The sequence below is a fragment of the Blautia pseudococcoides genome (genome assembly GCF_001689125.2).
Classification (GTDB): domain Bacteria; phylum Bacillota; class Clostridia; order Lachnospirales; family Lachnospiraceae; genus Blautia; species Blautia pseudococcoides.
Genome location: NZ_CP015405.2, coordinates 3,159,198 through 3,183,334, shown reverse-complemented (window position 1 = coordinate 3,183,334; position 24,137 = coordinate 3,159,198). Strand labels below are relative to the sequence as shown.

The following is a 24,137-nucleotide window of genomic DNA, read 5'->3' as shown; positions in this document are numbered from 1 at the left end:
GCTGATACCTAAGGAGGAAAACATGAACGACGCGTACTCAGAGCTGCTCGTGAAAAAAGAGCAGACCATAAAGGAGAAAGCAATCAAGGTACTGGTTATCACATTGATCGTACTGGCAGCGGTTGTCGGTATTTTATTTACACCCATTGCCCTGGTTGTAGCTGTAGTGCTGGGAGTGGCTGCGTATTTTCTGCTGCCGAACCTGGACCTGGAATTTGAATATCTCTATGTGAACGGAGAACTGGACATTGACCGGATCGCTTCCAGAGCAAAAAGGAAGAGGATCAAGAGCCTGGATCTTTCTAAAATGGAACTTATGGCTCCCGTGCAGTCACACCGCCTGGACTACCAGAACCACAATAAAAATATTAAAGTTTACGATTTTTCATCCGGAAATCCATCCCATAAGATTTATGCAATGATCATCCCGGACGACAAAGAAGTCTGTAAAGTGCTGATCGAGCCGGACATGGAACTGATCAAAAATATTGAAAAAAGCTGTCCGAGAAAAGTTTTTACGGATTGACAGGTTTGTCGTAATTTGTTATATTATTTTACTATAAACAATCGAAGGGAGAACGAAAATGGGTAAGATTATTGGTGAAGGCATTACTTTCGACGATGTGCTGCTGGTTCCGGCGTATTCTGAAGTAATCCCCAATCAAGTTGATTTGTCGACTAATCTCACAAAAAAAGTGAAGTTAAACATTCCGATGATGAGTGCAGGGATGGATACAGTTACCGAATACCGTATGGCCATCGCCATGGCGAGACAGGGAGGTATCGGTATCATCCATAAAAATATGTCTGTGGAAGCACAGGCGGACGAGGTGGACAAGGTAAAGCGTTCCGAGAACGGTGTTATCACAGATCCCTTCTACCTCTCTCCTGAGCATACCCTGGAGGATGCCGACAATTTAATGTCGAAATTCCGTATTTCCGGTGTTCCCATCACAGAGGGCAGGAAGCTGGTGGGTATCATCACCAACCGCGACCTGAAATTTGAAGAGGATTTCAGCAAGCAGATCAAAGAAAGCATGTCATCAGAGAATCTGGTTACAGCCAGAGAAGGCGTAACTTTAGAGGAAGCGAAAAAGATCCTCGCAAAATCAAGAAAAGAAAAACTTCCGATTGTCGATGAAAACTTCAACTTAAAAGGTCTTATTACCATTAAAGATATAGAGAAACAGATTAAATATCCGTTATCCGCAAAGGACGAGCAGGGAAGACTGCTGTGCGGTGCCGCAGTAGGCATCACAGCCAATGTTATGGCCCGTGTGGACGCATTAGTGGAAGCACAGGTTGATGTCATTGTTGTGGATTCTGCACACGGACATTCCGCCAACATTCTCAAAGCAGTCAGAGAAATCAAAGCAAAACATCCGAATCTGCAGGTAGTTGCAGGCAATGTGGCAACCGCAGCAGCAACAAAAGCCCTGATCCAGGCCGGTGTGGATGCTGTGAAGGTTGGTATCGGTCCCGGTTCCATCTGTACCACACGTGTGGTTGCAGGTATCGGTGTACCGCAGATCACGGCTATTATGGAGTGCTACGCAGCAGCAAAAGAGGCGGGTATCCCGATCATCGCAGACGGCGGTATCAAATATTCAGGAGATATGACAAAAGCCATTGCAGCAGGGGCCAATGTCTGCATGATGGGCAGTATCTTCGCAGGATGTGACGAAAGCCCCGGAGACTTTGAGTTATACCAGGGGAGAAAATACAAAGTTTACCGCGGTATGGGCTCCATCGCCGCAATGGAAAACGGCAGCAAGGACCGCTACTTCCAGCAGGATGCCAAGAAACTGGTTCCGGAAGGCGTAGAAGGACGAGTTGCTTATAAAGGCCATGTGGAGGACACAGTCTTCCAGTTAGTGGGTGGTCTCCGTTCCGGTATGGGTTACTGCGGAGCAAAAGATATTGAGACTCTGAAACAGACAGGACAGTTTGTGAAGATCACGGCCGCGTCTCTGAAAGAATCTCATCCGCACGACATTCACATTACAAAAGAAGCACCGAATTACAGTGTAGACGAATAATAGGAAGCACGGGCATTGTGTATCTCCTATTGATACAAGAACAGAGGCTGTTGCTAAAGTGGCAACAGCCTTTTGTCTTTTGCAGGGGAAGTCATCCGTGAAGAGAAACGTACACCCCGCTGTATAGTGGGGATAAACAGTTGCGGTAAAAATACATAAATAATGGGGAGAAACGCTTATGGGACAAAGGAGAGGTCATAGCAGGAGAGATTACAGAAGGGTAAACAGAAGGAAACAGAGAAACAGAAGGCTTATGCTTTTTGGTCTGGTTCTTCTGGGAATTATTTTTGCAGCAGGGGTCATAAAAATCGTGACAGGGAGGATAGAGGATGCCAGGCTGGACAAGCTGCAGGCACAGGTTACACAGGAGAACGGCAGTTTTATAGGGGCGCCGCCTTTTGAGGTCAATCTGCTGGATGTGAATGAATACTCAAGGCCCGGTATCCCCCTGAAGAAAATAAAGGGCATCGTAGTGCACTATACGGCCAATCCGGGAAGTACAGCAGCGGAGAACAGAAACTATTTTGAAGGACTGAAAGACAGCCATGAGACAAAAGTAAGCAGCCACTTTGTTATTGGCATTGAGGGGGAGATCGTCCAGTGCATTCCCAGCTCAGAGATTGCCTATGCATCCAACTCCCGCAATGATGATACGCTGTCCATTGAGTGCTGCCACAAGGACGAGACCGGTGAGTTTACAGAGGCAACATATGATTCTCTGGTCAAACTGGTGGGATGGCTCTGCTACCGTTTCGGTCTGGAGAGCAGTGATGTTATCCGCCATTATGACGTGACAGAGAAAATCTGCCCCAAATATTTTGTAGACCAACCGGATGCCTGGGAACAGTTCAAAAAGGATGTGGATGGGCAGATTCAGGCGGTGGCAGAGGAAGTGAAGGCGGCAGACAGTAAGACAGAGTAAGCGGTATGGACGCCGCCAAGAAAGAAGAGGGGGTCCCATGCATTTATACAAAAAGATGAAAACATATTTTGAGGAGCATATCGTATCTTCTTTTGTTCTTGTGTTTTCACTGGCAGTCCTGGTAATGGCCCTTGTATTTCAGGGATATCTGAAAAATGAATACCTGAATTACCTGGTGGAGCAGAGCTTTGAAACGGAAAATGCGGTATTGGTTTCTGTACAGAAAAATGTGAATTACTCCATTAAAGAACACATAAATTTTGGCAGTGAGATGGTGGTATCCTCTGATATTTATAATAAGGTCCAATCTTTTTATGACAGTAACGGATATAATGCGTTATATAATACTTTGTCAGACTATGATTATATTAAAAATACTGTAGCGGTGGCTATTGTGGGTGAAGATGGCTTGATGTGTCAGTATGACAGGTATAAACGCTCAGACGGGGCCATGTGGGACAGTGAAAATGATAAGTATCTGCGTGAAATGTATCAGGAAGTCATGAAAAATACAAATAATTATTACATCCCCCTGTACATGGCATCCACTGAGCCGGACGTGCATCCACAGGATTCCGACCTGAGGCTTTTTCATGTGGCTTATCCCCTGATCGGCAACAGGACTGGTCTGAAGAAGGTGAAGTATGTCCTGATCGTTAGCTATAATATGGATGTATTTAAAGAATTTCTAAATACAGTGGAGATACCAAAAGTGAAATATGCCCAGGGATACATTGCAGATGAGAATGGGCAGATCCTATACCATAATATGGATAACTATATTGGCATTTCGGAGGATGACCTGGTTCGGGATGATGAGATACAGGTCATCAGCCGGCAGCTCGGTTATTTTGGATGGACAATGAACATTTTGATGGATGAACGAAAAATGCAGGAACACGTGGACCAGATTTATAACAGAGGCGTGATCATCTATATTTTGATCCTGGCTGCCTATATATTTCTGACGGTTTTCTTTATGCGCTATCTGCTAAAGCCGGTCACAAAGATTTCAGAGTCTATTAAAACCGTGAAAAAGGGCAATTTCCACAGTAAGATATCCATAGAAGGAAAACATGAGATCTGGCAGCTGGCAGATGAGTACAATCGAATGATAGAAGCTCTGGAAGAAAAGAATATAGCTATGAAAAGGCAACATGAGGAGACGCTCGCTTCCATTGAGCGCCAGCACCAGGCAGAGCGGGAGGCTCTGGAATCCCAGATAAATGCCCATTTTATATGTAATACTCTGGGCACGATCAATTATGAAGCCATAGAAGCGGGAAACCGGCAGGTATCTGTCCTGATCAAGAAACTATCTAATATACTCCGCTATACCTTTGACCAGAAATGCCAGGATGTGTATCTGTACCAGGAGATTGCCTGGATCGACCAGTATCTCTACCTGCAGAAGACAAGGTTTGAGAATGTATTTGACTATTCCATAGATTTTGAAGAGGAATATGGTTATTGGCCGTGCTGCAAACTTATGTTTCAGCCATTTGTAGAAAACTCTATCCTCCATGGCTTTGAGGGAAGGCATGGGGGCGGAATGGTTAAAATTACCGCGTCCGAGGAAAAGGGACGATTAAGGATAGAGATTAGAGACAATGGAAGCGGAATTGATGCAGATACGGAGAACGTGATAAAAAATATCTTAGAGTCAAAAGGAAAGGCACCTGTACTGCAGCGGCAAAAAGTAGGCATCGGAATTTTGAATGTGGTTACAAGAATGCGTATGTATTATGGAGAAAAGCTGGATATTCAGATGCACACATGTCCGGAGTCCGGAACCTCCTTTACATTCTGGATTCCTATCCCGGAATCAGAACTGAAAAAGCAAAGCGAAAGTGAGATATGCCTGGAGGAGGAATTGATGTGAGAATACTAATTGCGGAAGATGAGAAGAGGGCAAGCAGAGGCCTTAGAAATCTGATCATGATGGTATCAGACAAGCACGAAATAGTCGGTGAGGCTGCAGATGGGAAAGAAGCATTTGAGCTTATGAAGCTCTTGGAACCTGAGGTGGTCTTTACTGATATTAAAATGCCATATATGGATGGGATCGCGCTGATCAGAGCTGCCAGGGCCCAGGATATGAAGACGAAATTTGTTATTATCAGTGCGTACGAGGAATTTGAACTTGCCAGGCAGGCAATCTCTTTGGGCGTAACAGACTATCTGGTCAAACCTCTGGTGCCTGAAGATATTGAGGATATTATCCAAAGGCTGGAGGAGTACAACAGCATTACATGGGATAAGGAGAATCGGAATCTAAAAAGCAGATATCCCAATGCGCATCCGCTGATATTAAAGGCAATGCACATTATAGAATGTTCCTATGCCTCTAAAATCTCACAGAAAGACCTGGCTGCAGACCTGGGGGTCAGTGCTGAATATTTCAGTTATCTGTTCAGCAGAGATGTGGGGGAGAATTTTTCCAGATTTTTAAGAAGGTATCGCATTGAAAAAGCCCAGGAGCTTTTGCTGGAGGGAGAAATCTCAAAGGATGAAGTGCTGTACAGTGTGGGCTTTTCAGACCCAAAGTATTTCAATAAATGCTTCAAGGAAGAAACGGGAGTCAATGTGACGGAGTTTATGAAAGCGAGACGTTAATGTCTCGCTTTTTTGTGTGTAAAATGCTGCTATTATATGAAGATGATGTACAAAATATACAATGGAAAACAATGAATATTAATTTTTTACTCAAATATTAAAAAAATACCCTAAAAAATTAATCCCAATCTTAAAAGCGGCGGTTTTTGAAATATGATAGAGACGCTATAATAATGACATCCTAAGAAATGAAAAAACAAAAGGAGGAAACAAAATGAAGAGGAAAGTTGTTAAGACATTGGCGTTGACCATGACATCTGCAATGGTGCTGACAATGACCGCAGGCTGCGGCAGTTCCGGAGGCGGTGACACGAAAACCGACAGTGCTGATACGGGGACAGAGGATACCGCTGATGATGCGGATACCGGTTCCGCGGAGACGGAAACAGGGACAGAAGCCACTGCAGCAGACATAGGTGATCCAAATGGCGGAAAAGAAGTTACCCTCTGGCATTATTTTGAGCATGAGGCTGACGCGCTAAATGCAGTTGTAAAGAAATACAACGAGGAGCAGAGTGACATCTATATTGTACCTACTTTTGTATCACGTGACGAATTGATGAAACAGTATACCATCGGTGCAGTATCAGGGGAACTTCCCGACATCGGAATGGTGGATTCACCGGATATGGCTTCCTACATTTCTCTGGGTGTATTTGCTGACATCACGGAATATCTGGAAGGATGGTCTGATCTGGACCAGTTCTATGAAGGACCCCTGAGCAGTTGTATGGATGCGGACGGAAAGTATTACGGACTGCCCAATAACTCAAACTGTCTGGCACTGCTCTGCAACATGGATCTTCTGAAAGCAGCAGGTATTGAAAATCCCCCGACAACATGGGATGAGTTCAAAGAAGCCTGTGAGAAGACTACAGATGAGGCAAACGGCGTTTACGGATTTGCTATGTCTGCAATCGCAAATGAAGAGGGTACATTCCAGTTCATACCATGGCTGTATGGTGCCGGAGCAGACATTACAGATGTCTCCAGCGACAAGGCAGTGAATGCCCTGGCATTTCTAAGTGACCTGGTAAAAGAAGGATATATGAGTAAAGAAGCTGTAAACTGGGGACAGGGCGATGCGTATAACGCATGGATCGCAGGAAAAGCGGCAATGCTGGAATCCGGTACCTGGCAGATAGCTACATTAGACACTGACAACAAAGACGATGTGACTTGGGAATACAAATATGCTCCAATGCCAAAAGGCGAGCAGGAGGCAACGGTTATCGGCGGTGAGAACTTCGGCGTATGCAGCGGTTCCGAAAATGTGAAAGAGTGTGCAGAATTCCTGAAATATATGCAGTCCGCCCAGAATACAGCAGACTGGTGTGAAATCGCAGGAAAATTACCGGTTCGTGCAGACGCAGTTGAGCTGAAAGATTTCTGGACAGCAGATGAAAGATACAAAGTATTCAATGACTCCATGGAATTTGCAGTGGCAAGGGGACCTCACGAGTCCTGGCCTACAATTTCCGAAGCACTGTACAAAGCAGAGCAGGCAGCTTTACTGGGTGACAAGGACCCGGCAGAAGCATTGAAAGAGGCGCAGGCAACCATTTCACCTATTTTGGAAGAAACACCTATTGCAGTACAGAAGTAAAACAGAATATGTCGTAACAGTTCAGTTGTCTTGACTGTTACAATAAGTCTGGATGCTGACTGTAAGACAAGGTTTAGGGTGTATCCCGGCGATACATCTTAAACCTTTTTAAAAGAAAACAATAGGAATTTGGAAGAGGGGTGAAATCCATGAAAATGTCCATGGCGGCGAAAAAGAGAAGAGAAGGTTATACCTTTATCCTTCCGGGATTCATTTATATGCTGGTTGTTCTGGGATATCCGCTTGTTTACAACTTTGTACTCAGCTTTAGGAACGTAAATGTAAAGACCTTCAAAGGAGGAACCGACGTCTTTGTTGGCCTGTCCAACTATATAGAATTATTTCACAATGAAACATTTTTGATGGTATTTAAAAATACCTTTATATTTACCATTGGATGTTTGGTTGTGCAGTTTACGATCGGGTTTATTTTCGCGTTGTTTTTTTCAAAGAAATTTACACTTGCCGGCCCGATCCGTGGTATGATCTTGGTGGGATATATGATGCCCATGTCCGTTACGGCTTTGCTGGGCAAGAATATGTTCGACGTATCCAGCGGTGTGATCAATGACCTGTTTATGAAGTTAGGGCTGATCAATGCGCCTGTGGAGTGGCTTCTGAATGGAAGTACCGCCATGATCGCGATCATCGCGGTGAACTGCTGGGTTGGTATTCCGTTCAATATGCTGCTTTTGACTTCCGGTCTGACAGGAATTTCAACGGAGATTTACGAGAGCGCGGAGGTGGACGGCGCAAATCCGTTGCAGAGATTTCTCTATATCACACTTCCGCTTATGAAACCGGCTATTTTATCTGTACTTATGTTAGGTTTTATCTATACCTTTAAAGCATTCGACCTGATGTTTGTTATGACAAGCGGAGGACCTCTAAACTCTACGGATGTTCTTGGTACATATGCCTATACATTGTCCTTCAAACAGTATGAATTCTCCTTAGGTTCTACAGCGGCGATCATCTTGTTCGCATGTCTGTTCATTGTGGGACTATTCTACTTGCGTCTCATATCAAAGGAGGATGATTAGAATGGCAGGAAAAGTAAAAATATCAAGTTCCAAAGAAAAGAGAAAAAATATAATCAACTGTGTGATTGCGGTTATCATTGCCATTCTGTTCCTGTTTCCGATTTATTGGATCCTGGCTATGTCTTTTAAATCAGACGCAGAATCTTTCGGCAAATTGGTGACCTATTATCCTCACAACTTTACCCTGGAGCCCTGGATCAAAAATTTCCAGGATGCAGAGTTTCTGTCATCTCTGAGGAACAGCATCTGCATTGCCTTTTTATCCATGGTCATCTCACTGGTGTTTGGTATTCCGGCAGCTTACGGTATGGGGCGTTATAGAGTACCGGGCAGAAAAGTATTCCTGCTCACCTTCCTTGTGACCCAGATGCTTCCGGCATCCCTTATGCTGACACCTATGTACCTGATTTTCAACAAGCTGCATTTATTAGGAACTTACTTAGGCCCATCCCTGGCCATCGCTTCCGGGTCGGTACCGTTTATTGTTGTAACCCTGAGACCTTATTTCAAGAGCGTGCCCACGTCCCTGGATGATGCGGCCAGAATTGACGGCTGCGGCGTGTTCAGATCCTTCTTCAAGATCATGATCCCGGCGATCAAGACAGGTGTTATCACAGTTGTGGTTATATCCTTCCTGGGCGGCTGGAATGACCTGGCATACTCCATGACATTTAATGTGAAACCGGATATGCGTCCATTGACAGCCAATATCTATAAATTCCAGAGTAAGTACGGAACGAAATGGAACTGTATCATGGCATACGGAGCAATTTTGGTACTGCCGGTCATCCTGCTGTTTGTCTTCCTGCAGAAATACATTGTGGGCGGTTTGACGGCAGGTGCGGTGAAAGAATAAAAAGCGGCAGTTTATAATAGTGAGGATAAAAAATGACGGATATTATAAAAAGAGAAGATGCATCAACAGGAGATTTTCGTTCGGACAATGAGTTTTTACTGGGATATTTTGAGGAAAAGGATCATGCACTGTATTACCGCTATGATGCGGAGCATGTCATTGTGGAACCCTGGGGGAGAAACAGCCTCCGTGTCCGCGCATCCAAGATGCCGCAGATGCCTGATGAACTTTGGGCGCTGGATGGAAAGCCGGAGGGATGCGAAGAAGCCTTGGTTTTAATACATGATTTTTCAGCAGAGATCACCAATGGAAATATCAAGGCAGTAATAAATAATATCGGTAAGCTAACCTTTTATAACCAAAAGGGTGAAGTGCTTCTTGAAGAATATGTCCGCAACAGAGAGGACATGTTTGCTGATACCTGCAGTTCCCTGGAGGTAGAGGCAAGGGAATTCAAACCGATCATCGGAGGCGATTACCAGCTTACCATGCGGTTTGAATCCAATCCCCAGGAGAAGATTTACGGCATGGGGCAGTACCAGCAGAAGTTCTTAAACGTAAAAGGAGCAGAGCTGGAACTGGCACACAGAAATTCACAGGCCAGCGTGCCATTCGCATTGTCGTCTCTGGGTTATGGGTTCTTATGGAATAATCCGGCGATCGGACGTGTCAGCTTTAATAAAAATATTACCACATGGGAAGTAAAGTCCACCAAGAAACTGGATTACTGGATCACGGCAGGGGATACGCCGGCTGATATTGAGGAAGCCTATGCGGATGCCACAGGTAAAGTTCCCATGATGCCTGAATACGGAATGGGATTCTGGCAGTGTAAGCTAAGATACCAGACACAGGAAGAGCTTTTAGAGGTGGCAAGAGAGTATAAACGCCGCCAGATTCCCATAGATGTCATTGTTGTGGATTTCTTCCACTGGCCGAAACAGGGTGACTGGAGATTTGATGAGACATATTGGCCCGATCCGGATGCCATGATCGCCGAGCTGAAGGAGATGGGAATAGAACTGATGGTATCCATCTGGCCTATGGTGGACTATAAGAGTGAGAATTTTGTGGAGATGAAGGCAAAAGGGCTACTCACACGGGTGGAAAAAGGTGTCCGCATTGACAACACTTATATGGGCAATACCATCCAGTATGACCCAACCAATCCGGAAGCCAGAGAGTATGTGTGGAATAAGGCAAAACAGAACTATTATGACAAAGGCGTGAAGATTTTCTGGCTGGATGAAGCGGAACCGGAATATACCGTGTATGATTTTGAAAATTACCGTTACCACCTGGGGCCGAATATTCAGATCGGAAATGTCTATCCGGCAATGTATGCACAGACTTTCTTTGAAGGTATGAGAAAAGAAGGGCAGGAGAATATCGTCAACTTACTGCGCTGTGCCTGGGCTGGAAGCCAGAGATACGGAGCACTGGTATGGTCGGGGGATATCCACTCCTCCTTTGAAAGCCTTCAGAACCAGTTCGCGGCGGGCCTCAATATGGGGATCGCGGGTATTCCCTGGTGGACAACCGATATCGGCGGATTTTTCGGGGCAGACATCCATGATGAGGAATTTCATGAGGTGCTGATCCGATGGTTTGAATACGGTACCTTCTGTCCGGTTATGAGGCTGCACGGCTACCGTATGCCATACCAGCCTCAGTATGGGACCACAGGCGGGGCAGCGTGTGTATCCGGAGCCCCTAATGAAATCTGGTCTTACGGAGATAAGGTTTATGAAATCTGTAAGAAATACATTGAGATGCGTGAAGCCATGCGTCCCTATGTGCGCAGTCTGATGGAGGAAGCCCACGAGAAGGGAACTCCTGTCATGAGACCTCTGTTTTATGATTTCCCGGAGGATAAAAAGTGCTGGGATAATGAGACACAGTATATGTTTGGGCCTGAAATATTAGTTGCCCCGGTTATGGAAAAAGGCCGGAAGGAAAAAGAAGTATATCTTCCCGCAGGGGCTTCCTGGAAAAATGTATGGACAGACCAGACTTATCAGGGCGGCCAGACAGTCACTGTCCCTGCACCTATGGAACAGATCCCGCTTTTTACAAAAAATGGTTTTAAATTGAACTTCTAAACAGAAGGGGCTGCTGCACGTAAAACTGGGGCAGTCCTTTTGTAAAATAAGAAAAGAAGACCGGAGTGTGTTTGAAGAGTGGTTTGGCAGACTTTAAATATACGCTGGAAAGAGGAGGTATTTGAATGCTGAAACAAGTGGGTAACAAGTTATACAGAAGACAGGATAAGGAATTGCTTCTGATCGAGCCATGGGGGAAAAACAGCCTGCGCGTGCGTGCCACACAGCGAAGTGCTTTTATTCCGGATACGGACAGTGCGCTTCTTGAGCCTGAAGCCGCAGATGTGCAGATTTCCGTTGAAGGGAAAAAGGCAGTTATCACCAACGGCAAATTAACCTGTAAAGTCATGGACAATGGAGTGCTCCAATATTATAATCAGGATGGAAAGCTTCTTTTGGAGGAGTATGACCGTACCAGGGACATGTATGAGGGAAGCGGCAAATTTGCCAGTGCGCTGGAGATTCTGCCCCGCACGTTTAATCCTCGCCAGTGCTCCGATAATTTTAAACTGACTGTCCGGTTTGAAGCATATAAGGATGAGAAATTTTACGGTATGGGGCAGTATCAGCAGCCATATCTGGATATGAAGGGCTGCATCATTGAGCTGGCCCACAGAAACTCACAGGCAAGTGTTCCTTTTGCCATGTCAGACAGAGGTTATGGAATCCTCTGGAACAACCCGGCCATTGGCCAGGTTACTTTCGGAAAAAATGTTACGGAATGGACCGCAGAGTCAACCAAGCAGATGGATTACTGGATCACTGCGGGAGATACCCCGGCTGAAATCGAGGAGTCTTATGCAGATGCCACAGGTAAAGTTCCCATGATGCCGGATTACGGAATGGGATTCTGGCAGTGCAAGCTGCGTTACCAGACTCAGGATGAGATTCTGGAGGTTGCCAGGGAATATAAGAGAAGAGGCCTTCCCATAGATGTCATTGTTGCGGATTTCTTCCACTGGCCTCACCAGGGAGACTGGAAATTCGATAAAGACTATTGGCCGGACCCGGCAGCCATGGTAAGGGAATTGAAAGAGATGGGCATTGAACTGATGGTATCCATCTGGCCTACGGTTGACGCGGAGAGTGATAATTATGAGGAAATGACAGAGCTGGGCTATCTGACGCGTTCCGAGTATGGAAAGCGGATCGGACAGCTTGGGGACGCCTGCATTATAGATGTGACAAATCCTGACGGAAGAAATTATGTGTGGGAAAAGATAAAGAAAAATTATTATGACCTGGGCATTAAAATCTTCTGGCTGGATGAGGCGGAGCCTGAATTTACAGGATATGAATTTGAACATTACCGGTATTTCCTGGGCGCTGACATGGAAGTAGGAAATCTATATCCCAAATATTACGCGCGTATGGCTTATGAGGGCATGGAAGCACAGGGACAAGAGAACATCGTGAATCTTCTCCGCTGTGCATGGGCAGGCAGCCAGAAATACGGTGCCCTGGTTTGGTCAGGAGATATTGACTCCTCTTTCCGCGCGCTGAGAAACCAGCTTGCAGCAGGTCTTAACATGGGAATCTCCGGCATTCCGTGGTGGACAACCGATATCGGCGGGTTCCACGGCGGCAACATCCATGATGATGCATTTAAAGAGTGCTTTGTCAGATGGTTTGCCTTTGGTGCTTTCTGCCCGGTTATGAGACTGCACGGGTTCCGCGAACCGTTTAAAGAGCCTCTTGGAACCACGGGAGGAGGAAAACATATAAGCGGAGCGGAAAATGAAGTATGGAGCTACGGGGAAGAAGTATACGAAATCTGCAAAAAGTATATGGAACTGCGTGAGAAAATGCGCCCGTATGTGAAGACGCTGATGCAGGATGCCCATGAAAAAGGAACACCTGTCATGCGTCCGCTGTTCTATGATTTCCCGGATGACAAAAAAGCCTGGGAGATTGAGGACCAGTACATGTTTGGAAGCAAAGTGCTTGTCTGCCCTGTGCTGTATGAAGGTGTCAGAGAACGGAATGTTTATCTGCCGGAGGGTAAATGGAAAAATATCAATGACAACAGGATATACCAAGGCGGCGCGGAATATACGTGCGCTGCACCGTATGACAGCATTCCGGTATTTGTAAAAGCAGGGGAACTGGAAGACATTTTTTGATCTTATCAGGCAGCCGGGCGGGGCAGGATATCCGCCTGGCAAAGGGATATAACAAGGAAAGCAGGGATGACATATGGGCAACGGTACGATATTTGGTTATGACGGTAAATATGTAAAGGTGATAGATAAGATATTCAATACGATCGTGTTGAGTGTATTCTGGCTGATTGGATGTCTCCCCATCATAACGATCGGCGTATCCACAACTGCCATGTACTATACTGCAGTGAAGGTGATCAAAAAAGAAGAGGGATATGTACTGGAACAGTTTCTAAGATCATACAGAAGAAATTTAAAGGACGGTATTCTTCTCGAAATACTCTTCGCGGCGGTATTATTTATCCTGCAGTTAAATGTGGGAATTTTGCAGGCAGAGACTTCGGGATATATAGGCTTGTTTTTTATCTGTCTGTACTATGGTGTGAGCATTTATGCGGCGGGAATGCTCTGTTATGTATTCCCTGCACTTTCCAGATTTGAGATGCCTATGGGATGGATTTTGAAGCTGTCCATGTTCATGACAGGGCGTTATTTCCTGACAACGGTTGTGCTGCTGTTTATTTTAGTATCCTCTGCTGCGATCGTGGCATGGATACCCTATGCCATGATTGTTGTGCCGGGAGGAGCAGCTTTACTTTGTTCTGAGTTTATGGAGCGGGTACTCAAAAAGCATGAACCTAAAATAGAAGAACTGGAGGAATCACAGCTATGAGATTTACCAATGGATATTGGATGTTAAGAGAAGAAATGACCCCGGCCTATGCCGTAGAATACGCAGGCCATACCGTTAAGGGAGACGAACTGGTCGTTTATCTCCCCGGAAAACATATTGCAGGCAGAGGGGATGCCCTGAACATTCCCATGCTGACCATCACACTTTCAACACCCATGGAGGGGGTCATCAAGGTGTCTGCTGTCCACCATGCAGGCGCGCTTTATAAAGGGCCTTTTGCAGAAATAAAAAATGACCATCCCCATGCGGAAATTACTGAGACAAACGAGAGCCTTTCCTTTGCCAGCGGCAGTCTGAAGGCTGTGATCGACAAAACCCCCCATGCGTACAAGCTGGCTTTTTATGAGGGAGATAAATTCCTGACAGAGTCCAGTTTCCGCAACCTTGCACATATGCAGAACAGGGAAACCGGTAAGAAGTATATGGTGGAACAGCTTCTCATTGATGTGGGTGAGTATGTATACGGTCTTGGCGAGCGTTTTACACCGTTTGTGAAGAATGGGCAGACCGTTGAAATGTGGAATGAAGACGGCGGCACAGCCAGTGAGATCGCCTACAAAAATATACCTTTTTATATTACCAACAAGGGATATGGGGTCCTGGTGGACAATGAGGGGGATGTGGCCTATGAGATCGCCAGTGAGAAGGTGGAGAGGATCCAGTTCTCCGTGGAAGGGGAGCGTCTGGACTATTATTTCATCAGCGGGCAAAGCCCAATGGGGACCGTGGAAAAATACACAGAGCTGACCGGAAAACCGGCACTGCCTCCTGCCTGGTCTTTTGGCCTCTGGCTCACCACATCCTTTACCACTGATTACGATGAGGACACCACCTCCGGGTTTATACAGGGGATGGCTGACAGGGATATTCCGCTGCATGTGTTCCACTTTGACTGTTACTGGATGGAGGCCTTTGAGTGGTGTAACTTCAAATGGGACCCCAATGTGACCACAGATCCCAAATCCATGCTGCAGAGATACCATGACAGAGGTCTGAAGATCTGTGTATGGATCAACCCTTATATTGCCCAGAGATCCTGCCTGTTTGAGGAAGGCAGCAAGAAGGGATATCTGGTAAAACGCACAGACGGAAGTGTATGGCAGACGGATTTGTGGCAGCCGGGAATGGGGCTGGTGGATTTCACCAATCCGGATGCCTGCGTGTGGTATCAGAGCAAACTGAAGACACTTCTGGACATGGGTGTGGACTGCTTTAAGACGGACTTCGGTGAGAGGGTGCCTGTAAAGGATATTGCATATTTTGACGGCTCAGACCCGGTAAAGATGCACAATTATTATACATATTTATATAACCAGACCGTGTTCCGGCTTTTGGAGGAAGAAAGAGGAAAAGGAGATGCTGTGCTCTTTGCCCGCTCCGCAACTGTAGGCGGACAGAAATTCCCGGCACACTGGGGCGGTGACTGCTCCGCCACCTATGTTTCCATGGCTGAAACCCTGCGGGGGGGATTGTCCCTTGCTCTTAGCGGTTTCGGTTTCTGGAGCCATGATATCAGCGGATTTGAGCAGACAGCTCCCGCGGATATTTACAAACGCTGGTGCCAGTTCGGGCTTTTAAGCTCACACAGCCGTTTGCACGGTTCTTCCTCTTACCGTGTGCCATGGCTTTTTGATGGGGAAGCCTGCGTGGTGCTGAAAGAGTTTGTCAACCTGAAATGCCGTCTTATGCCGTATCTGTACGGACAGGCTGTACGTGCTCACGAATACGGGACACCGGTTCTGCGGCCTATGTTCCTGGATTTCCCAACAGACAGGGCCTGCGACACACTGGACCGCCAGTACATGTTCGGTTCCTCTCTGCTTGCGGCGCCCATATTTAAGGAGTCAGGCGAAGTGGATTACTATCTGCCAAAGGGAACCTGGGTGAACCTGATCACAGGGGAGACAAGAGAAGGCGGCAACTGGTATAAGGAAGTCCATGACTATCATTCCCTGCCATTGATGGTGAAAGAAAATACAATTCTGCCTATGGGAAATAATGATCAGGAACCAGAGTATGATTTTGCGGACGGCGTGACCCTTCTTCTGTCTGTGTTTGCGGATGGAAAAGAAGCGGAAGCGGAAATTCCGGACTGCAGGGGGAATGTGGTGATGAAGGCTCATGCCCGGTGTCATGACGGTGAGATCATGGTACATGTGGATGGTGGAAATGGAAACTATTCGGTAAAGAGCCTTGCGGGACAGACATTTAAAATGGTATAAGAAATGTAACTGTAAAGATGCTGGATAATGACAACAGGATACAAAAAGAGATGGCACAGAACCGTGGGAACTGGTTCTGCGCCATTTTTTTATATTTTACTCCAGATTTAGTTTTTTTGACAAGATATATCTGCTGCCAAAGAAGAAGAAAATACCGGCTAAGAGATACCATACGGTTTCTGCGATATAAGAATAGTTTACCACGGTCTCACCGGCACGTGTAACCATTAGGGTCGCTCCGATACCGCCGGGAAGAGTGACTCCGGTAATGATAAGATTTACGATATTGCTTACAATAACAATGCCAAAGAAGGACAGTACAGACCCCATAACTTTATGAGTCTTAAATTGGCTGCCCAGGCAGATGGCAAAGATCAACAGCCCTGTAGAGAAGCAGAAGAAATCAATGAAAATGGACAGCAGATAAATAATGGTATTCATGATATCTGAAAATCCGCTCAGGGAACTGAGGTTTTGCCACATTTGCCGCAATGCATAAGTGACAGCAGGCCAGGTCTCCTTATTGATCAGCAGGATACCGATGGAAATAACTACAAAAATGATGTCAAGTATCGTCCAGATCCAATATATAAACATTTTAGACAGCAAGAGCTGTGTTGGTGTTACCGGAAGCGTGTGGGTCAGGTAGCCCTCATCAGAAAAGAAACTCTTCTGTATATGCATAGCCAGATAGAGCATGGTCATAAGCAGGACTGCCATGATTCCCAAAATATAAACGATCACATAAAACATAGTTGTGATTCCCATGACGGCGTTACTGGAATCAGAGAGAGATTTTGAAAAATAAATTTGAAATCCCATACGCCCGATAAGTGCATAAACTAAAAGCGCTCCGTGTACAATAAATAGTAGTGTGGAAACAGACCTCCACTCATATTTAAATAGTTTCTTTAACATTTGAACACCTCCCGGAACAGACTATCCACAGAAATGCCTTTTGCCTGGCGGATATTGTCCACACTGTCCTGCATACGGATATGGCCGTTCTGAATAAAGATCACGTCATCCAGTATGTTTTCCACATCGGAAATCAAATGGGTGGAAATAAGGATAGTTGCATTTTCATCGTAGTTGTTGATAATGGTAGAAAGGATATAATCCCTTGCCGCCGGGTCCACACCTGCTATGGGTTCATCCAGGCAGTACAGGCTGGCTCTGCGGCTCATGACCAGTATGAGCTGTACTTTTTCCTTGGTACCTTTGGACATGGTGCTTAAACGGTCATTAGGATTGATATTCAGCTTCTGCAGCATGTCATAAGCCCGGGACCTGTCGAAATCTGCATAAAAGTCACAGAAATAGGATATTAAATCTGAGACCTTCATCCAACGGTTCAGATAGGTGCGTTCCGGAAGATAGGATACTATTTTCTTTGTCTCCACACCAGGTGCCTTGCCGTCAATAAAGATTTCGCCTTCCGTGGGAACCAGAAGGCCGTTCAGCAGTTTGATCAATGTGGTCTTGCCGCTTCCGTTAGGGCCCAGCAGACCGATAATTTTACCACGCTCCAGTGATAAGTCGATGTGGTCGAGTGCCAGTTTATTGCCGTAACGTTTTGTCAGGCCCCGGCAATCTAAAATCGTACTCATTTTTTCTCCTCCTCGCTCACTTTTTGGATCAGCCCTATAATGTCCTCTTTAGACAGGCCTATTTTTTCCATTTTTTCAAGAAACTCTTTGATTTGTTCAGAAGCTAGTTCTGTTTTCAGATCATCTATCATACTAAGGTCCTCCGTAATGAATCTTCCGCTGGTTCTCTGGCTGTATACCAGATTGGTACGTTCCATCTCTGACAAGGCTTTCTGCATTGTGTTGGGATTCACACCAGCGGTCTGTGCCAGATCCCGCACAGATGGAAGTTTACTCCCCGGCGGGTAGATGCCGGCGATGATATCCGTTGTGATACGTTCGATCAGTTGTACATAGACTGGCCGATCTGGATTTAGTTTCCACGACATATAATGTAACACCTCCTGTATTACTGTACTAATTGATTAATACAATAATACGCGTTTGAAGGGCCATTGTCAATAGGTTTTAAAAAAAATACAAAAGAATTTGAAAAACACTCTATTTAGGCATTGCAATTCCCAAATTATATGTTACAATATTGTTACGGAAAAATTAAAAGGTGAGAGTATGAACTTATACGAAGCGATATTTTCAAGGAAATCAGTCCGAAGCTATGAGATGGAGCCGGTGAAGGCTGCTCTGCTGAGTGAGATCAAAGAGTATTACAGCCAGATTGAAGGGTTAAATCCCGGTATCCATACGGAGATTTCTATTATAGATAATACTAAGGGACAAAATAAAAGAATACATCTTCTGGGGGTGAAGGCTCCATACTATATTGCCTTTTACTCAGAGGAGAAAGACCGCGCCATGATGAACGCGGGTTATATTATGGAGCAGCTAGCGCTCTTTATGTGTGCCAAAGGTCTGGGAACCTGTTTCTTTAGCGGTGTGAAGCCAAAGGCAGGGAATCCGCACAAGGGGAATCTGAAATTTGTGATCCTTATGGCGTTTGGATACAGCCGGGGCAGCCATACCAGAAAGGCCGTGGAGGCCAAGCGGATGGACCTGCAGGACCTCTGTGTGTACAAGGAGGTTCCCAGGCAGTGGATGAAGCAGCTTCTGGATTCCGCGCGCCTGGCGCCGTCTAGTTTGAACAGTCAGCCATGGCGGTTTGTGGTTTACGATAACAGAATCCATGTATTTGCCAAGAAGCATAATATGAACCACCTGGGCAAATATGAGGAATTTAATTTTGGTATCATGTTTTCTCATCTTATGATCGTTGCTGAAGAATTGTGGCTGGACGTGGATTTGATCCGTCTGGAGGATATTACGCATAAGAATTTCCCGAACAGCCAGTATATATTGAGTGCTATTTTAAGGACGTGATCAAGGATCATGTCCTTTTCTGTTTTTTATGATGGACAATTAGGCATACAGCGGTATATTGTGTAAAGAGACGGCTCTTGGACCCAGAGGGCGGAATCCCGTGAGATGGAATGCATCGGCACCGGGGCCGTTCCTGCCTGATAAGAACCCCAGGCCAAGTCGGCTCGAAGTTGAACCGTAGGAAAAGAAAAGCGCCCCAACGGCACAGAGCCAGACGAGCGCATAAATGACAGGATTCGACTATTACACTTGCTATTTTGGTTATAGAAATAATGCAATAGCGCAATAGACAAGTAGCAGCGCCATAATAAAATTAACACTTTTCGTATGTTTGGAAAGATACTTGCAAAAAAACCAACCAAACAGCGCCCACACAAAAGAACCAGAGGCCCCTATCAGTGCCAAAAGAATTGTAAACCCAGCGATAGCCCCAAAGGAGTGATAAACGGGCAAAATATAAAGCGTCATAGCAGTAATTGCATAAATGTAAATTTTCGGATTGGCAAACTGCAATACCATACCGGAAAGAAAACTAGCCGCATTACCGCTGTCAGCACTCGGATCAATAGAACTCTTCCAGACTTTCCACGCAAGATAAAGCATATAGACAGCCCCTAAGACCTGCATAATAATCTTTACCTTCGGGAGCATGGTAAAAAGTGTTGTACTGAAAATTGAACAAACCGTCATGACAATAGTAAATCCAGCGAGTATTCCAAGATTAAAACGGAAACTGCGGCGAAAACCAAGCCGTATTGCATTACTCATAGATAGTAAATTGTTAGCTCCGGGTGTATATGCCGTAATAAAACAATAAATCAGAAAATCGGATAAATAAAACAATTTGGGCCTCCTATACCTCCATAAAGTGGAAGGTTTCTATTTGAAAAATGATAGATAGCCGCTGATAAAAATAATCAGCACAATATATCCTCGCCACAACACCCGGCGGCAAACTCTTTTTTCTTGAATTTCTTTTTTATAGAACCTACGTCCATGTCACAGAGGCTTTTTGACGGGCGAACCATCGGTTTTACCGTTACCCAATCCAGCCGGCCATAGCCATGACTTACAATAGAATGGATCATCTGTTCGTCAACAACATGTTCCCGCAAAAGTTCATAACATTTTGCACAGTGTTCCTCTGGATAAAGCTCAAGATCAATGTCATGCAACATTCCGGCAGCCGCCCAATATTCCTCATTTTCAGGCTCAAATTGACGTGAAAAATACCCCATAATACCAGATACAATTTCCCCTTGAAGTAAATGGAAATCACCCTGATCGTAGTTCCTTAGCAATTCACGTGCCTCATTAAGTTTTGGTACCATTTTTGATCACTCTCCTCTTTACAATCCTTATTGGAAACTATATAATAGTACAAAAAGAATAATATATTGCACTGTTACGATATAATAATACATCTTGTGCATTATATTGTCAATAGAGAGGAGAGATTTTTATGGATCCTATGAATTTGATTATCGCTAAAAACATTCGGAGGCTGCGCGAAGAAAACAAACTTAGCATGGACGAACTGTCAAGATTAAGTGGTGTCAGTAAAAGTATGCTTGCACAGATAGAACGTGGGGAGGGAAATCCAACTATATCTACACTCTGGAAACTCTCAAATGGTATGAAAGTACCTTTTGACGCTCTAACACTTCGTCCAAAAAGTCCTTATGAAATTGTAAAAACTTATGAATTACAACCGTTACTAGAAGATGGGGGGAGGGTCAAAAACTATTCTATCTTTCCGGATGATGAAAACCGTAGATTTGCAGTCTACTATCTGGAATTAGACGAGGAAAGTTATTGGGAATCAGAGTCTCACCTAAAAGGAACTACGGAATTTATTACAATATTTGCGGGGTGTATTGAAATTAACGCAGATGGTCAACATTTTACCGTTAATAAAGGTGAGAGTATACGGTTTAGAGCTGATACTGTGCATTCATATAGGAACGTTGGAAATGAGACAGCACTTTTGCATATGATACTTTACAATCCGTAATTATTTTGTGTACTTATAGCGCCGCGCTAAACGGCAGGCGGTGCAAGTGTCTATACACTACGCCGGACCTCCCTGTACTCGGCGTAGAGCTCCTTTTTCTCCGCCGTCAGCTTGCGGCATTCCTCTTTGAGCGTATCCATTTTGGGGAGCTTCGCGCCGTTTAGCATGGGGCTGGTCGCCCGCGCCGCCGCCCGGATAAATCCGGCGTATCGGTCAAGAACGGCTTTCATGGCGGTGCGTCTCCATTTCCCGGCGTAGTGTGCTTATCAGCTTTTCCAAATAGAAGGCGTTGCGCTTCTTATCGGCCTCCGCCGTGTATTTATAGTTCGGGTGCTTTTTCAGGTCATACTTCGGGGAAAAGAACGGGCGCAGGCCCCGCGTCCGGCTCTCTGTGTACATGGAGATTGTCTCTTTTCCCAGTACCTCCCAGATTTCCTTAATCGAGGAGTGTTCCCGGCCCCCGAGGAAAAGGCATTACTCTGGCTCATGGCCTGGTAAAATAAGCAAATACTGTACTCGCGCGACCGACCTTATAACAGCGCAGATTTTTTCGAGCTGGAGCACCTAGCCCGTATTCGCGGCCTCGTCCCACAACAGAACCTTTGATATCCATCAGCCCTCTGTGTTTATAAAACTGCCATCCTGTGATTGGAAAAATGCAGGAACTTCTGGAAGAGCTAGTGAGAAAAGCGGGGAGTGTTTATGCATAGAAAAATGCAGAACGTAAAAGGACGGGCATCTTTCAAAGATGTCCGTCCTTTTGACAAAAAAATAGAGCGCGAGACGGGACTCGAACCCGCGGCCTCGACCTTGGCAAGGTCGCGCTCCACCAACTGAGCCACTCGCGCATGTCTTAACGACAAGACATAATATACTATACCTTTCGCCAAATGTCAACATGTTTTTGGGAAATAATTTAAAAAATTTTCCAGAAGAATTTGCTGACAAGCAACAGTTCAGTAGTAAACGGTCTTCTAAAAGGAAATCATCAAAGAGGGAGGGCAGGGGAAGAACCGGAGAATATGGGAATAGGGGTAAAAAAAGGAGGGCCGGACTTTTTAAAAGCCCGGCGTATGAAAAAGAAAATTTTTATATAAAGGTGATTACCTTTCTATGTATCTAATATTAAACCACAAATGTGATGAAACTGTGGTGAAATATTAAAAGAATTGTGAATGGAATTTGAATGTTTTGTGAAAGGGATTTATTGCAAGAAGAATTATACAAAATAATTTACCATTATGCTCAATTTATGCTATAATAGACGAAAAGCTGGTCAGACGCCCTCAGGCGCCTGGGGTTTCGTAAGAGGCCGGGCGGCGGGCAGAGAGCAGCACTGCATTAGGAGGTGCTTCATTATGAAAATGATATTTGCGATCGTGCACAAAGAAGATGAAGGATTCGTGGTAGAACGTCTGAATAAGGAACGCATCAGTGTGACAAAGCTTGCCAGTACAGGCGGATTTTTGAGAAAAGGAAATGCCACGCTGATGATAGGTACTGAGGACGACAAAGTGGAAATGGTGCTCCAGGTCATCAAGGAGGAGTGTTCCAGAAGAAAAGAGATGCTCATCAACCCAACCTACTCGGCTGGAACAAAAGGCCCGGTACTGGGATATTCCGCGCCGCCGGTCACTATTGATGTGGGCGGGGCTACCGTATTTATCGTGAATGTGGAACAATATCTGAAACTGTAAAGGCGGATACAAGAGATGATAGGAACACTGGTAAACTGCGCAACTATTTTGACAGGGAGTTTTATAGGCAGCAGACTGAAAAAGGGAATCAGGGAAGAACATCAGGAGATCATGATGCAGGCTATGGGGCTGGCAGCCACTGCGTTGGGGATCAATGCCATAGTCAAGTATATGCCCCAGAGTGAGTACCCGGTCCTGTTTATTGTGAGTCTGGCTCTTGGCGGGCTTCTTGGAGAGAAGATACATCTGGAGGACAGGTTTAAAAAGTTTGTCACCGGCTTTTCCAATGGGAACCTGGCACAGGGGCTTTCCACAGCCATACTGCTGTTCTGCGTGGGCACGCTGTCTATTCTGGGGCCCATGGAGAGTGCTTTGAAAGGGGACAATACTTACCTGTTTACCAATGCCATGCTGGATTTTGTGACGTCTTCTGTGCTGGCGTCCACGTTTGGATTGGGAATTGCGCTGGCTGCTATTGTTTTATTTTTCTGGCAGGGATTTTTCTACTGCCTGGCGCTGCTGCTTTCAGGGGTTATGAGTCCGGCGATCATGGCGGAGATCTCTATCATCGGAGGCATCCTGATCTTCAGTTCCGGCCTCAGCATTTTGGGGATCAAGAATTTCAGAACCATGAATATGCTGCCGGCATTTCTGGTTCCGGCAGTGTTCTTTATCATCAAATCATTTTTATAAACAGAAGATCCATACCCATTTTACCGGGGGACAGGATACGGCAGAAGAAAGGGGATAGACATCGTGGTCAGAAAGACAAATGTAGTGGCACAGCAGAATGTGCGGGGCGGAGAGGGAACCGTGGAATTCCATCACATCCTGAAGGAGGAAGAGCTTTACGGGCATGGAAAGCTATATGCAAAAGTAGTGTTAAAGCCTCACAGCTCCATCGGCATGCATCAGCACGTGGGCAATACAGAACCTTATTTTGTGCTGAAAGGAACCGGGGTTTTCGTGGACAATGACGGCAGCCGCACAGAGGTGCATTCCGGGGATGTATGTGTCATTGAACCGGGACAGAGCCACAGCATGGAGAACAACACGGACGAAGATTTTGAAATGATGGCGCTGATCTACAATGAGGCGGCAAAATAACCGAAACAAATTTTAGGAGGGGAAACCCCTCTGATAAAATCTGACAAAAAGGACGTTTTCACGTGGGTGGAAATGTCCTTTTTTGTAAAATCCACTTGTGAAACATAATATATAATGTTAAAATTATCACATA

At 45.4% G+C, this 24,137-nt stretch carries 23 protein-coding genes, 1 tRNA gene and 1 pseudogene; 17 read left to right on the top strand and 8 right to left on the bottom strand.

The window, feature by feature from the left end; genetic code table 11:
- Positions 1–22 precede the first annotated feature (22 nt).
- The 12 genes from A4V09_RS15185 to yicI all read left to right on the top strand — a co-directional run bounded on the left by A4V09_RS15185 (position 23) and on the right by yicI (position 16,262).
- On the top strand, positions 23–526 hold the full coding sequence (locus tag A4V09_RS15185) for a DUF6106 family protein (protein ID WP_065543097.1): 504 nt from the start codon (positions 23–25) through the stop codon (positions 524–526).
- Positions 527–584: 58 nt separating this feature from the next.
- The gene (gene guaB, locus A4V09_RS15180) at positions 585–2,039 is read left to right on the top strand and encodes an IMP dehydrogenase (RefSeq protein ID WP_065543096.1); all 1,455 of its coding nucleotides are present in this window, start codon (positions 585–587) and stop codon (positions 2,037–2,039) included.
- Positions 2,040–2,217: 178 nt separating this feature from the next.
- Entirely contained in the window at positions 2,218–2,961 is a 744-nt protein-coding gene (locus A4V09_RS15175) for a peptidoglycan recognition protein family protein (protein WP_065543095.1), read from the top strand.
- Positions 2,962–2,998: 37 nt separating this feature from the next.
- Positions 2,999–4,843: a sensor histidine kinase gene (locus A4V09_RS15170; RefSeq protein WP_065543094.1), complete on the top strand. Its 1,845-nt coding sequence runs from the start codon at positions 2,999–3,001 to the stop codon at positions 4,841–4,843.
- Positions 4,840–5,577 (top strand): response regulator transcription factor, encoded by a 738-nt coding sequence (locus tag A4V09_RS15165; RefSeq protein ID WP_065543093.1) that lies wholly within the window; start codon positions 4,840–4,842, stop codon positions 5,575–5,577. Before A4V09_RS15170 ends, A4V09_RS15165 begins: the two co-directional genes overlap by 4 nt.
- 214 nt (positions 5,578–5,791) lie before the next feature.
- Positions 5,792–7,183, top strand: coding sequence for an ABC transporter substrate-binding protein (locus A4V09_RS15160; RefSeq protein ID WP_065543092.1), 1,392 nt, complete (start codon positions 5,792–5,794; stop codon positions 7,181–7,183).
- 149 nt (positions 7,184–7,332) lie between these two features.
- A complete protein-coding gene (locus A4V09_RS15155) occupies positions 7,333–8,226 on the top strand; it encodes a carbohydrate ABC transporter permease (RefSeq protein WP_089280621.1) in 894 nt (297 codons plus the stop codon).
- Position 8,227: 1 nt separating this feature from the next.
- The gene (locus tag A4V09_RS15150; protein WP_065543090.1) at positions 8,228–9,082 is read left to right on the top strand and encodes a carbohydrate ABC transporter permease; all 855 of its coding nucleotides are present in this window, start codon (positions 8,228–8,230) and stop codon (positions 9,080–9,082) included.
- A 32-nt stretch (positions 9,083–9,114) separates the two neighbouring features.
- The gene (locus A4V09_RS15145; protein ID WP_084043618.1) at positions 9,115–11,184 is read left to right on the top strand and encodes a glycoside hydrolase family 31 protein; all 2,070 of its coding nucleotides are present in this window, start codon (positions 9,115–9,117) and stop codon (positions 11,182–11,184) included.
- A 125-nt stretch (positions 11,185–11,309) separates the two neighbouring features.
- Positions 11,310–13,307: a glycoside hydrolase family 31 protein gene (locus tag A4V09_RS15140; protein WP_065543089.1), complete on the top strand. Its 1,998-nt coding sequence runs from the start codon at positions 11,310–11,312 to the stop codon at positions 13,305–13,307.
- 73 nt (positions 13,308–13,380) lie between these two features.
- Positions 13,381–14,019 carry a YesL family protein gene (locus A4V09_RS15135; RefSeq protein WP_065543088.1) on the top strand — a complete coding sequence of 213 codons (639 nt, stop codon included), beginning with the start codon at positions 13,381–13,383 and terminating at the stop codon, positions 14,017–14,019.
- Positions 14,016–16,262, top strand: a complete 2,247-nt coding sequence (yicI, locus tag A4V09_RS15130; RefSeq protein ID WP_065543087.1) for an alpha-xylosidase — start codon at positions 14,016–14,018, stop codon at positions 16,260–16,262. Before A4V09_RS15135 ends, yicI begins: the two co-directional genes overlap by 4 nt.
- A 96-nt stretch (positions 16,263–16,358) precedes the next feature.
- Here yicI and A4V09_RS15125 read toward each other — a convergent pair whose 3' ends face one another.
- From A4V09_RS15125 to A4V09_RS15115, 3 genes are read right to left on the bottom strand one after another with little or no spacing between them, the layout of a single operon-like run.
- A complete protein-coding gene (locus tag A4V09_RS15125) occupies positions 16,359–17,180 on the bottom strand; it encodes a hypothetical protein (RefSeq protein WP_065543086.1) in 822 nt (273 codons plus the stop codon).
- Entirely contained in the window at positions 17,174–17,872 is a 699-nt protein-coding gene (locus A4V09_RS15120; protein ID WP_065543085.1) for an ABC transporter ATP-binding protein, read from the bottom strand. Before A4V09_RS15120 ends, A4V09_RS15125 begins: the two co-directional genes overlap by 7 nt.
- Entirely contained in the window at positions 17,869–18,240 is a 372-nt protein-coding gene (locus A4V09_RS15115) for a GntR family transcriptional regulator (protein ID WP_065543084.1), read from the bottom strand. The genes A4V09_RS15120 and A4V09_RS15115 overlap by 4 nt, the downstream gene beginning before the upstream one ends.
- 181 nt (positions 18,241–18,421) lie before the next feature.
- Between A4V09_RS15115 and A4V09_RS15110 the strand changes: the two genes are divergently transcribed.
- On the top strand, positions 18,422–19,186 hold the full coding sequence (locus A4V09_RS15110; RefSeq protein WP_065543083.1) for a nitroreductase family protein: 765 nt from the start codon (positions 18,422–18,424) through the stop codon (positions 19,184–19,186).
- Positions 19,187–19,447: 261 nt separating this feature from the next.
- Here A4V09_RS15110 and A4V09_RS15105 read toward each other — a convergent pair whose 3' ends face one another.
- Positions 19,448–20,029 carry a LysE family transporter gene (locus A4V09_RS15105; RefSeq protein WP_065543082.1) on the bottom strand — a complete coding sequence of 194 codons (582 nt, stop codon included), beginning with the start codon at positions 20,027–20,029 and terminating at the stop codon, positions 19,448–19,450.
- Positions 20,030–20,103: 74 nt separating this feature from the next.
- Positions 20,104–20,517: a hypothetical protein gene (locus A4V09_RS15100; RefSeq protein WP_065543081.1), complete on the bottom strand. Its 414-nt coding sequence runs from the start codon at positions 20,515–20,517 to the stop codon at positions 20,104–20,106.
- A gap of 131 nt (positions 20,518–20,648) precedes the next feature.
- Here A4V09_RS15100 and A4V09_RS15095 point away from each other — a divergent pair, with 131 nt between their 5' ends.
- Positions 20,649–21,200, top strand: coding sequence for a helix-turn-helix domain-containing protein (locus tag A4V09_RS15095; RefSeq protein WP_065543080.1), 552 nt, complete (start codon positions 20,649–20,651; stop codon positions 21,198–21,200).
- Between the two features lie 50 nt (positions 21,201–21,250).
- Here A4V09_RS15095 and A4V09_RS15090 read toward each other — a convergent pair whose 3' ends face one another.
- From A4V09_RS15090 to A4V09_RS15080, 3 genes and pseudogenes are all read right to left on the bottom strand, one after another.
- On the bottom strand, positions 21,251–21,430 hold the full coding sequence (locus A4V09_RS15090; RefSeq protein ID WP_065543079.1) for a hypothetical protein: 180 nt from the start codon (positions 21,428–21,430) through the stop codon (positions 21,251–21,253).
- A gap of 28 nt (positions 21,431–21,458) precedes the next feature.
- Positions 21,459–21,797: pseudogene (locus A4V09_RS26510) on the bottom strand (TraM recognition domain-containing protein); the annotation flags it as partial.
- A gap of 178 nt (positions 21,798–21,975) precedes the next feature.
- Positions 21,976–22,048, bottom strand: a tRNA-Gly gene (locus A4V09_RS15080).
- Between the two features lie 510 nt (positions 22,049–22,558).
- On the opposite strand from A4V09_RS15080, the gene A4V09_RS15075 reads away from it, so the two are divergent.
- From A4V09_RS15075 to A4V09_RS15065, 3 genes are all read left to right on the top strand, one after another.
- Positions 22,559–22,897, top strand: coding sequence for a cyclic-di-AMP receptor (locus A4V09_RS15075; RefSeq protein WP_018596100.1), 339 nt, complete (start codon positions 22,559–22,561; stop codon positions 22,895–22,897).
- Positions 22,898–22,912: 15 nt separating this feature from the next.
- A complete protein-coding gene (locus tag A4V09_RS15070; protein WP_065543077.1) occupies positions 22,913–23,590 on the top strand; it encodes a DUF554 domain-containing protein in 678 nt (225 codons plus the stop codon).
- A gap of 63 nt (positions 23,591–23,653) precedes the next feature.
- Positions 23,654–24,004, top strand: a complete 351-nt coding sequence (locus tag A4V09_RS15065; RefSeq protein WP_065543076.1) for a cupin domain-containing protein — start codon at positions 23,654–23,656, stop codon at positions 24,002–24,004.
- The last annotated feature ends 133 nt before the right edge of the window (positions 24,005–24,137 follow it).

What these genes read in the sequence shown, in the direction of transcription:
- A4V09_RS15185 (WP_065543097.1), top strand. Translation starts at nt 23, where the DNA reads ATGAACGACGCGTACTCAGAGCTGCTCGTGAAAAAAGAGCAGACCATA.
- guaB (WP_065543096.1), top strand. Translation starts at nt 585, where the DNA reads ATGGGTAAGATTATTGGTGAAGGCATTACTTTCGACGATGTGCTGCTG.
- A4V09_RS15175 (WP_065543095.1), top strand. Translation starts at nt 2,218, where the DNA reads ATGGGACAAAGGAGAGGTCATAGCAGGAGAGATTACAGAAGGGTAAAC.
- A4V09_RS15170 (WP_065543094.1), top strand. Translation starts at nt 2,999, where the DNA reads ATGCATTTATACAAAAAGATGAAAACATATTTTGAGGAGCATATCGTA.
- A4V09_RS15160 (WP_065543092.1), top strand. Translation starts at nt 5,792, where the DNA reads ATGAAGAGGAAAGTTGTTAAGACATTGGCGTTGACCATGACATCTGCA.
- A4V09_RS15155 (WP_089280621.1), top strand. Translation starts at nt 7,333, where the DNA reads ATGAAAATGTCCATGGCGGCGAAAAAGAGAAGAGAAGGTTATACCTTT.
- A4V09_RS15150 (WP_065543090.1), top strand. Translation starts at nt 8,228, where the DNA reads ATGGCAGGAAAAGTAAAAATATCAAGTTCCAAAGAAAAGAGAAAAAAT.
- A4V09_RS15145 (WP_084043618.1), top strand. Translation starts at nt 9,115, where the DNA reads ATGACGGATATTATAAAAAGAGAAGATGCATCAACAGGAGATTTTCGT.
- A4V09_RS15140 (WP_065543089.1), top strand. Translation starts at nt 11,310, where the DNA reads ATGCTGAAACAAGTGGGTAACAAGTTATACAGAAGACAGGATAAGGAA.
- A4V09_RS15135 (WP_065543088.1), top strand. Translation starts at nt 13,381, where the DNA reads ATGGGCAACGGTACGATATTTGGTTATGACGGTAAATATGTAAAGGTG.
- yicI (WP_065543087.1), top strand. Translation starts at nt 14,016, where the DNA reads ATGAGATTTACCAATGGATATTGGATGTTAAGAGAAGAAATGACCCCG.
- A4V09_RS15125 (WP_065543086.1), bottom strand. Translation starts at nt 17,180, where the DNA reads ATGTTAAAGAAACTATTTAAATATGAGTGGAGGTCTGTTTCCACACTA.
- A4V09_RS15120 (WP_065543085.1), bottom strand. Translation starts at nt 17,872, where the DNA reads ATGAGTACGATTTTAGATTGCCGGGGCCTGACAAAACGTTACGGCAAT.
- A4V09_RS15115 (WP_065543084.1), bottom strand. Translation starts at nt 18,240, where the DNA reads ATGTCGTGGAAACTAAATCCAGATCGGCCAGTCTATGTACAACTGATC.
- A4V09_RS15110 (WP_065543083.1), top strand. Translation starts at nt 18,422, where the DNA reads ATGAACTTATACGAAGCGATATTTTCAAGGAAATCAGTCCGAAGCTAT.
- A4V09_RS15100 (WP_065543081.1), bottom strand. Translation starts at nt 20,517, where the DNA reads ATGGTACCAAAACTTAATGAGGCACGTGAATTGCTAAGGAACTACGAT.
- A4V09_RS15095 (WP_065543080.1), top strand. Translation starts at nt 20,649, where the DNA reads ATGGATCCTATGAATTTGATTATCGCTAAAAACATTCGGAGGCTGCGC.
- A4V09_RS15090 (WP_065543079.1), bottom strand. Translation starts at nt 21,430, where the DNA reads ATGAAAGCCGTTCTTGACCGATACGCCGGATTTATCCGGGCGGCGGCG.
- A4V09_RS15075 (WP_018596100.1), top strand. Translation starts at nt 22,559, where the DNA reads ATGAAAATGATATTTGCGATCGTGCACAAAGAAGATGAAGGATTCGTG.
- A4V09_RS15070 (WP_065543077.1), top strand. Translation starts at nt 22,913, where the DNA reads ATGATAGGAACACTGGTAAACTGCGCAACTATTTTGACAGGGAGTTTT.